At 63.4% G+C, this 8,678-nt stretch carries 8 protein-coding genes; 6 read left to right on the top strand and 2 right to left on the bottom strand.

Annotated elements, in window-relative coordinates:
* Positions 1-105: 105 nt before the first annotated feature.
* Complete coding sequence (locus tag ACF8Q6_RS03530; RefSeq protein ID WP_392489846.1) at positions 106-852, bottom strand: NRDE family protein; 747 nt, start codon at positions 850-852, stop codon at positions 106-108.
* Positions 853-982: 130 nt separating this feature from the next.
* Between ACF8Q6_RS03530 and ACF8Q6_RS03525 the strand changes: the two genes are divergently transcribed.
* Genes ACF8Q6_RS03525 through ACF8Q6_RS03515 form a run of 3 tightly spaced genes read left to right on the top strand, consistent with a single transcriptional unit; the run spans position 983 to position 3,611 of the window.
* Entirely contained in the window at positions 983-1,765 is a 783-nt protein-coding gene (locus ACF8Q6_RS03525) for a sulfite exporter TauE/SafE family protein (RefSeq protein WP_014861379.1), read from the top strand.
* Positions 1,766-1,781: 16 nt separating this feature from the next.
* A complete protein-coding gene (gene lgt / locus ACF8Q6_RS03520; protein ID WP_003249027.1) occupies positions 1,782-2,588 on the top strand; it encodes a prolipoprotein diacylglyceryl transferase in 807 nt (268 codons plus the stop codon).
* A gap of 51 nt (positions 2,589-2,639) precedes the next feature.
* Complete coding sequence (locus ACF8Q6_RS03515) at positions 2,640-3,611, top strand: thymidylate synthase (RefSeq protein ID WP_003249029.1); 972 nt, start codon at positions 2,640-2,642, stop codon at positions 3,609-3,611.
* Positions 3,612-3,729: 118 nt separating this feature from the next.
* Here the strand turns inward: ACF8Q6_RS03515 and cadR are convergent, their stop codons facing one another.
* The gene (gene cadR, locus ACF8Q6_RS03510; protein WP_003249034.1) at positions 3,730-4,173 is read right to left on the bottom strand and encodes a cadmium resistance transcriptional regulator CadR; all 444 of its coding nucleotides are present in this window, start codon (positions 4,171-4,173) and stop codon (positions 3,730-3,732) included.
* 83 nt (positions 4,174-4,256) lie between these two features.
* Here cadR and ACF8Q6_RS03505 point away from each other — a divergent pair, with 83 nt between their 5' ends.
* From ACF8Q6_RS03505 to ACF8Q6_RS03495, 3 genes are all read left to right on the top strand, one after another.
* On the top strand, positions 4,257-6,509 hold the full coding sequence (locus ACF8Q6_RS03505; protein WP_392489845.1) for a heavy metal translocating P-type ATPase: 2,253 nt from the start codon (positions 4,257-4,259) through the stop codon (positions 6,507-6,509).
* A gap of 9 nt (positions 6,510-6,518) precedes the next feature.
* Positions 6,519-7,388, top strand: a complete 870-nt coding sequence (locus ACF8Q6_RS03500) for a LysR family transcriptional regulator (RefSeq protein WP_003249038.1) — start codon at positions 6,519-6,521, stop codon at positions 7,386-7,388.
* Positions 7,389-7,619: 231 nt separating this feature from the next.
* Positions 7,620-8,678, top strand: a complete 1,059-nt coding sequence (locus tag ACF8Q6_RS03495; protein ID WP_108191129.1) for a putative 2-aminoethylphosphonate ABC transporter ATP-binding protein — start codon at positions 7,620-7,622, stop codon at positions 8,676-8,678.

Raw genomic sequence — 8,678 nt, 5'->3', positions numbered from 1 at the left:
GGGCGAGTCCATCGATTACAACGGCCTGGGTCCAACCCCAGATGTGTGTTCGTGGTAGGAGCGGGTTTACCCCGCGAAGAGGCCCGAACAGACAACATCAGATGCTCAGGCCAACAACTCAATTTCCCCCAAATGCCCGCAAAAAGGCCCGAAACTGCGCTCAACCAGCCGCCTTTGCCCCTGATCATCCACAATCAGCACTGTGCTCGCCCGGGTCCCGTAATTCTGGCTGGCGATGAAGACGCTCGATAGCAACTTCTCGGTTGCCAACCCCACGCCTGTTTCGGGTAGGTCACCATCAGCCGCGGGCTCGTTATCCGCGAGCAAAGCCAGCAGCCTGTGCGGCTCCGGCGTGTCCAGCAGGTTTTCCAGCCCGTCACGTGCCTTCACCAGCTTCGGCCACGGTGTATCCAGCCCGGCGTTCGAAAGCCCGTAAACCCCAGCCTTCAGCAGGCGCGGCGTGGCCTCACGGGCATGCAGATAACCCAGTTGCTGCCCATCACCCACCAGCAGGTTGAACCCCGAGTACTGCCCGCTACGGCTGGCCACCTGGTCCAGGTAAGCCTCAACCCCTAGCTCGCCCTGCAGAAACGCCGCCACCAGCTCACCCCGCGAGCGGGGCCCCTGCGCCTGGCCCGGGTCGCGGATGTTGGTCAGCGCGGCAAAGCGCCCCTGTGGGCCTACGCCCAGCCAGGTACCGCCTGCCTCCAGGTCGCGCCCGGCATGCACCCCAGGTGCATCCTCCCAGGCCGCCAGGGGCTGAGTGGGGCGGGCATAGAATTCGTCGCGGTTGGCCGCCACGATCAGCGGCAGGGCGTGCCCCGGCCGCCACGCAAATACGATCAGGCACATAGGTTGGGCCTCTGTGTTTTTTTGTCACTGTACCCACAGGAACGATGCGGATCCATCCTGACACAGAGTTCACTAGAGCCCCCAGCCCGGCTTCCGTTACCATGCCGGATTGATTTCTAGGGGATGCCGAATGGAATTCGTGCTCTATCTGTTGTTGGGCGCCTGTGCCGGTGTGCTGGCCGGGCTGTTCGGCGTGGGCGGCGGCATCATCATCGTGCCGGTGCTGGTGTTCAGCTTTACCCTGCAGGGTTTCGACGCTTCGGTGCTGACCCACCTGGCCGTCGGCACGTCACTGGCCACCATCGTCTTCACCTCGATCAACGCCGTGCGGGAGCACCACCGCAAGCGCGCGGTGCAATGGCCGATCTTCATCTGGATGACCGTCGGCATCCTCCTGGGGGCCGGTGTCGGTGCCAAGACCGCTTCTCTGATCCAGGGCCCACTGCTGCAAAAGATCATCGGTGTGTTCGCCCTGGTCATCGCCGCGCAGATGGCCCTTGACCTCAAGCCCAAGGCCAGCCGTGGCGTTCCCGGTAAACCTGGGCTGATCGGTGCAGGCGGCGTGATTGGCTGGGCCTCGGCCATTTTCGGCATTGGCGGTGGTTCGCTGACGGTGCCGTTCCTCACCTGGCGTAGCCTGCCCATGCAGCAGGCAGTGGCCACTTCATCGGCCTGTGGCCTGCCGATTGCTGTAGCCAGTGCCCTGAGCTTCATGCTGCTGGGTTGGCACGAGGAGCACCTGCCGCCCCACAGCCTGGGGTACGTGTACCTGCCCGCGCTGGTCGGCATTGCCGTGACCAGCATGTTTTTCGCCCGCTTCGGCGCGCGCCTGGCGCACAAGCTGTCGCCCCGTTTGTTGAAACGCCTGTTCGCAGCCCTGCTGTTCTGTGTCGGCCTCAGCTTTTTGATTTGAATCGAGAGGAAGTTCCATGCTGCCTTACCCGCAGATAGACCCCGTGGCCCTGGCCATCGGGCCGCTGAAAATCCATTGGTACGGCCTGATGTACCTGATCGGCATCGGCGGTGCCTGGCTGCTGGCCTCACGCCGGCTGAATCGCTTCGACCCCACCTGGAGCCGCGAGAAGCTGTCCGACCTGGTGTTCTGGCTGTCGATGGGGGTGATTGTCGGCGGGCGCCTGGGTTATGTGCTGTTCTACGACTTGCACGCCTACCTGGCCAACCCGACGCTGATCTTCGAGGTGTGGAAAGGCGGTATGTCGTTCCACGGCGGCTTCATCGGCGTGATGCTGGCGGCCTTGTGGTTCGGCAAGCGCAACAACAAGTCGTTCTTCGAGCTGATGGACTTCGTCGCCCCGCTGGTGCCGATTGGCCTGGGTGCCGGGCGTATCGGCAACTTCATCAACGCCGAACTGTGGGGCAAACCCACCGACGTGCCATGGGCGATGATCTTCCCGCCGTTCAGCGACCCGGCCCAGTTGCCGCGCCACCCGTCGCAGCTGTACCAGTTCGCCCTTGAGGGCGTGGCGCTGTTCGTCATCCTGTGGCTGTTCTCGCGCAAGCCACGGCCGACCATGGCGGTGTCAGGCATGTTCGCGCTGTTCTACGGTATCTTCCGCTTCATCGTCGAATTCGTGCGGGTGCCGGATGCTCAGCTGGGTTACATCGCCTGGGGCTGGCTGACCATGGGTCAGATTCTCTGTGTGCCGATGATCCTGGCTGGCCTCGGTCTGATCTGGTGGGCTTATAATCGCAAGCCCACGGCGAAACCCGCCTGATTAATCCCACGGCAGGGGCGATCCCCCTGCCGTTTTTGCTACAGGTAAGCCATGAAACAGTATCTGGACCTGGTCCGCGACGTCATTGATAACGGCACGTTGCAGGGAAACCGCACCGGCATCCGCACCATCAGCCTGCCGGGCGCGATGCTGCGTTTCGACCTGCAGAAGGGCTTTCCGGCCATTACCACGCGCAAGCTGGCGTTCAAGTCGGCGATCGGTGAAATGGTCGGTTTCCTGCGTGGCGTGAAGAACGCCGGTGAGTTCCGTGAGCTGGGCTGCAAGGTCTGGGACCAGAACGCCAACGAAAACGCCCAGTGGCTGGCCAACCCGTTCCGTCAGGGCCATGACGACCTGGGCGAGATCTATGGCGTGCAATGGCGCCAGTGGCCGGGCTACAAGCGCATCCCGCTGAGCAACCCGGCGGCCATCGAAATGGCCGAGCAAGCCGGTTTCCGCCGTATTGCCCAGGATGAAGAGGACGGCGTCGCGTTCGTCATCCTGTACAAGGCGATCGACCAGGTGCGCCAGTGCCTGGACACCATCGCCAACGACCCGGGTAGCCGCCGCATCCTGTTCCACGGCTGGAACTGCGCACAACTGGACGAAATGGCACTGCCACCGTGTCACTTGCTGTACCAGTTCCACCCGAATGTCGAGACCAGGGAAATTTCCCTGACCCTCTACATCCGCTCGAACGACCTGGGGCTGGGCACGCCGTTCAACCTCACCGAAGGCGCGGCGCTGCTGTCGCTGTTTGGCCGCCTGACCGGCTATACACCGCGCTGGTTCACCTACTTCATCGGCGATGCCCATGTGTATGAAAACCACCTGGACATGCTCAACGAGCAGCTCAAGCGCGAGCCGCTGGAAGCGCCGAAGCTGGTCATCAGCGACCGTGTGCCGTCGTTTGCCGAGACTGGTAAGTACGAGCCGGAGTGGCTGGAGAAGATCGAACCGAGTGATTTCTGGCTGGAAGGCTATGAGCACCATGCGCCGATGACAGCGCCGATGGCGGTCTGATAGATCTCCATTGTGTGAACTGGCCTCTTCGCGGGTGAACGCGCTCCCACAGGGTACTGCACAGGCCTAAGTCGTGCGCGGTCCCTGGGGGAACGGGTTCACCCGCGAAGCTTTTGGCTCAATGCCCGTGACTCCGCCCCACATGCGAATGTTCGGTATCCGGTACCGATACCGCCCCGTTTGTCTCCAGTTGCTGCAAGATCGCGCATTCACTCCCCTGCGTGTTGCAGCGCCGCCGCAGCTCCACCAGCTGCTCTTGCAATGCCACCAAGCCATCGATCCGCGCCTGAACATGCTCGATATGCTCGTCGATCAGCGCATTGACGCTGCCGCACGCGTCGTCGGGGCTGTCGCGCAGGCGTAGCAGGCTGCGAATTTCGTCCAGGGTCATGTCCAGCGTGCGGCAGTTGCGGATGAAGGTCAGCCGCTCCACATGGGCCTGGGTGTACAACCGGTAGTTGCCCTCGCTGCGCGCCGGCTCTGGCAGCAGGTTTTCACGCTCGTAGTAGCGGATGGTTTCCACCGCGCAGTCGGTGGCTTTGGCCAGTTCTCCGATCTTCATCACGAAATCTCCAGCAAGTGGCTTGACCCTATAGTGGCTACAGGGTGTTCACTTGGCAACAGGCTCAATTTAAGGATGACCCCATGAACCAGCCTGTCAGCCACGAACACAAGCATCCGCACGATCACGCTCATGTTGATGACGACCATGGCCATGCTGCCCACGGCCACAGCTGCTGCGGCGCCAAAGCCGCGCCGCCGCTGGTGCAACTGAGCGAAACGGCCAGTGCCCAGGCACAACTCAGTCGTTTCCGCATCGATGCCATGGACTGCCCCACCGAGCAGACCCTGATTCAGGACAAACTGAGCAAGCTGGCCGGTATCGAACAGCTGGAATTCAACCTGATCAACCGCGTGCTTGGCGTGCGCCACACCTTGGACGGCACCGCCGATATCGAGCGGGCTATCGACAGCCTGGGCATGAAGGCCGAGCCGATTGCCGCCCAGGACGACGGCAGCGCCAGCGTGCCCCAACCGGCCAAGGCCCGCTGGTGGCCACTGGCATTGTCGGGCGTCGCCGCGATCGCCGCCGAAATCGTGCACTTTGCTGCACTGGCCCCTGAGTGGGTGGTAGCGGGACTGGCGCTTGCCGCGATCCTCGGTTGCGGCCTGGGTACCTACAAGAAGGGCTGGATTGCCCTGAAAAACCGTAACCTCAACATCAATGCGCTGATGAGTATCGCCGTGACGGGGGCCGTATTGATCGGCCAGTGGCCGGAGGCGGCGATGGTCATGGTGCTCTTCACCGTTGCCGAACTGATCGAAGCGCGCTCGCTGGACCGTGCGCGCAATGCCATCGGCGGGTTGATGCAGCTGACCCCGGACGTGGCTACGGTGCAGCAGGCCGATGGCCAGTGGCGCGAGCTGGAAGTGCGTGAGGTGGCCATCGGCGCACTGGTTCGGGTGCGCCCCGGTGAGCGCATCGGCCTGGACGGTGAAGTGACCAGCGGGCAATCCAGCGTCGATCAGGCGCCGATTACCGGCGAAAGCCTGCCTGTGGAGAAGGGGGTGGGCGACAAGCTGTTCGCTGGCACCATCAACCAGGCGGGGGCGCTGGAGTTTCGCGTCACCGCTGCTGCTTGGCAGTCGACCCTGGCGCGGATCATCAAGGCTGTGGAGGAAGCGCAGGGCGCGCGGGCGCCTACCCAACGCTTCGTCGACCGTTTCTCGCGTATCTACACCCCGGTGGTATTTGCCATTGCCCTGGCCGTGGCGCTGTTGCCCCCGCTGTTCATGGCTGGCGCCTGGTTCGACTGGGTTTACCGCGCCTTGGTGCTGCTGGTGGTGGCCTGCCCCTGCGCGCTGGTGATCTCGACCCCGGTGACCATCGTCAGTGGCCTGGCCGCCGCTGCGCGCAAAGGCATCCTGATCAAGGGTGGCGTGTACCTGGAGGGTGGCCGCCACCTGGATTTCCTGGCCCTGGACAAGACCGGCACCATTACCCATGGCAAGCCGGTGCAGACCGACGCCAAGGTGCTGGCGCCGCTGTTCGAAGACCGTGCGCAAGCCTTGGCGGCCAGCCTGGGCGAGCGTTCGGACCACCCGGTGTCCCGCGCCATTGCCGAGTTCGGCAAGCAGCAAGGCCTGGCCTTGAGCGAGGTCAGTGACTTCGCCGCCCTGGCCGGGCGTGGCGTGCGTGGTGTCATCGCCGGTGAGGTCTACCACTTGGGCAACCACCGCCTGGTCGAGGAACTGGGGCTGTGTTCGCCAGCGCTGGAGGCCCAGCTTGATGCGCTGGAGCGCCAGGGCAAGACCGTGGTCCTGCTGCTCGACCGATCCGGCCCTCTGGCACTGTTCGCCGTGGCCGACACGGTCAAGGACAGCAGCCGTCAGGCGATCGCCGAATTGCATCAACTGGGTATCAAGACTGTCATGCTGACCGGTGACAATCCGCATACTGCGCAGGCCATTGCCGCCGTGGTGGGAATCGACCGCGCCGAGGGCAACCTGTTGCCGGCCGACAAGCTGAAAACCATTGAGGCGTTGTACGCCCAAGGCCATCGGGTAGGCATGGTCGGTGACGGCATCAACGACGCCCCGGCGCTGGCCCGCGCCGAAATCGGTTTTGCCATGGCTGCTGCCGGCACCGACACCGCCATCGAGACGGCTGATGTGGCGCTGATGGACGATGACTTGCGCAAAATCCCGGCCTTCGTCAGGCTGTCGCGCCAAAGTGCGGCGATCCTCATGCAGAACATCGTTCTGGCGTTGGGCATCAAGGCGATATTTCTGGCGATCACCTTTGCCGGCATGGCCACGATGTGGATGGCGGTGTTCGCTGATATGGGCGTGAGCTTGCTGGTGGTGTTCAACGGCTTGCGCCTTTTGCGCAAATAGAGGACGTGCATGCTGAGTTCCGAGCTGAAGGCCTTCTACATGGTGGCCCGTCTGGGCAGCATCACCCAGGCGGCGAAGAAGCTTGGCCTCAGCCAGCCCACGGTGACCACGCAGATCCGCAGCCTGGAAGGCCAGTATGCAGTGGAGTTGTTCTACCGCGGCGGGCGGCGCCTGGTGTTGAGCGAGGAGGGCTTACGCCTGCTGCCGATGGTCAAGGCGCTGCTGCAGCAGGAAGCCGACATTGAGTTCGAGCTGCGCAACAGTGGTCAGGCCCAGGGCAGCCTGCGCATTGCGGCCACTGCGCCTTACTACATTCTCGACCTGGTCAAGATCTATCGCGAACGCTTGCCGCAGGTTGAAGTGGCGGTGGAGATCGGCAACTCGCAGCAGGTGCTGGAAATGCTCGAGGATTACCGGGTGGATATTGCCGCGTCGTCGCAATGGGTGGAGGACGCGCGGTTGGTGCGGCGGATACTGGGCACTGACCCTTTGGTGGTGGCGGTGCACCGCAACCACCCTCTGGCCCAACGCCAGACGGTGTCGATCGAGGTGGTGTCGGGGCATTGCCTGCTGATGCGCGAGAAGGGCTCGACCACACGCAAGCTGACCGAGCAGATGATGCAGGAGGCCGGGGTCAAGGCCGGCGCCCTGATGGAAATCGGCAGCCGCGAGTCGATTCGCGAAGCGGTGCTGCGCAATATCGGCATCAGCGTGATTGCCCGCCATGAGGTGCCGCACAACCCCGAACTCCGGGTGCTGGCGCTGGAGAATGCGCCGGTGATGCACGAGTACCTGTATTGCCTGAAGGAACGGCGCCAGGCCCGGTTGCCAGCGGCATTCCTGGGGGTGGCGCAGGAAGTGGCCGGTTCGCAGTTCTAGATTTTTGCTGGCTTCTTCGCGGGTAAACCCGCTCCTACATTTCAGCGTACCCGCGTGCCTGCATTTTCCGCGAACATGCATGCCGTTGTAGAAGCGGGTTTACCCGCGAAGAGGCCGGCACAGGCCACTACTAAATCTGCCTATACCACTATCACCGGCTTTTGCCTTAAAGCCACAGAACCTTCGCACAGCCTGCCTAGCATGGCCCCATCTCTTCGATGAGGCCATGCCATGAACCACACCACCTCCGGCGCACAGATAAAAGTGTGCAACATCCACAAGCGCTTCGGTGCCTTTACGGCGCTCAACGATGTCTCGCTGGACATCGCCGCGGGCGAACTGGTGTGCCTGCTCGGCCCGTCCGGTTGTGGCAAGACCACGCTGCTGCGCTGCATTGCCGGCCTGGAGCGCCAGGACCGCGGTACGCTGTACATCGGCGAACGCGATATCTCCAAGCTGTCACCCCAGGCGCGGGACTACGGCATCCTGTTCCAGTCCTATGCGCTGTTTCCCAACCTTACCGTCGAAGCCAATATCGCCTATGGCCTGACGGGCAGTGGTCGCGAGCAGGCCCGTCAGCGGGTGGCCGAAATGCTCGAACTGGTTGGCCTGTCTGGCAGCGAGAAGAAGTACCCAGGCCAGCTCTCCGGTGGCCAGCAGCAACGTGTGGCCCTGGCCCGCGCGCTGGCACCGTCGCCATCGCTGCTGCTGCTCGATGAGCCGATGTCGGCGCTGGACGCCCGGGTGCGCGAGCACTTGTGCACCGAACTGCGTCAGCTGCAGCGCCAACTGGGCATCACCACGTTGATGGTTACCCACAACCAAGACGAGGCCATGTTGATGGCCGACCGCATCGCGGTGATGAACAACGGCCAGGTCGAGCAGTACGCCACCCCGCAGGAAATCTATGACCACCCGGCCACGCCGTTCGTGGCCGAGTTCGTCGGCCAGGGCAACTGGCTGCCGTTCCAGCGCCGCAGCGACAGCCATGCCCTGGTCGGGGACATGAACATGCGCCTGGCGCCGGGTTCAGCCCAGGCCAGCAGTGGCCGGCTGTTCTGCCGCCCGGAGGCGATCACGGTCAACCCGGTGGTGCACGAAGAAAACCTGTTCCCGGCCATGGTCCGCGAAATCACCTTCCTCGGTAACCGCTGCCGGATGAGCTTTGAACTCAAGGCCCTGCCAGGCCATGCCCTGCTGGCCGAACTGGCACCCGAGGCCATGCCGCGCCTGGGTTCGCAGGACATCTGGGTGGCATTGCCGCCGCAGAGCCTGCAGGTGTTTGCCTGA

The organism is Pseudomonas sp. GLN_2, assembly GCF_043106005.1.
Classification (GTDB): Bacteria; Pseudomonadota; Gammaproteobacteria; order Pseudomonadales; family Pseudomonadaceae; genus Aquipseudomonas; species Aquipseudomonas alloputida.
Note: the sequence above shows the minus strand (reverse complement) of the source record. Positions and strands in the feature narration are given on the sequence as shown.

Excerpts from the sequence above, each read along its gene's own strand:
- ACF8Q6_RS03500 (WP_003249038.1), top strand. The coding sequence starts at position 6,519 with ATGCTGAGTTCCGAGCTGAAGGCCTTCTACATGGTGGCCCGTCTGGGC.
- ACF8Q6_RS03505 (WP_392489845.1), top strand. The coding sequence starts at position 4,257 with ATGAACCAGCCTGTCAGCCACGAACACAAGCATCCGCACGATCACGCT.
- ACF8Q6_RS03495 (WP_108191129.1), top strand. The coding sequence starts at position 7,620 with ATGAACCACACCACCTCCGGCGCACAGATAAAAGTGTGCAACATCCAC.
- lgt (WP_003249027.1), top strand. The coding sequence starts at position 1,782 with ATGCTGCCTTACCCGCAGATAGACCCCGTGGCCCTGGCCATCGGGCCG.
- ACF8Q6_RS03530 (WP_392489846.1), bottom strand. The coding sequence starts at position 852 with ATGTGCCTGATCGTATTTGCGTGGCGGCCGGGGCACGCCCTGCCGCTG.
- cadR (WP_003249034.1), bottom strand. The coding sequence starts at position 4,173 with ATGAAGATCGGAGAACTGGCCAAAGCCACCGACTGCGCGGTGGAAACC.
- ACF8Q6_RS03515 (WP_003249029.1), top strand. The coding sequence starts at position 2,640 with ATGAAACAGTATCTGGACCTGGTCCGCGACGTCATTGATAACGGCACG.
- ACF8Q6_RS03525 (WP_014861379.1), top strand. The coding sequence starts at position 983 with ATGGAATTCGTGCTCTATCTGTTGTTGGGCGCCTGTGCCGGTGTGCTG.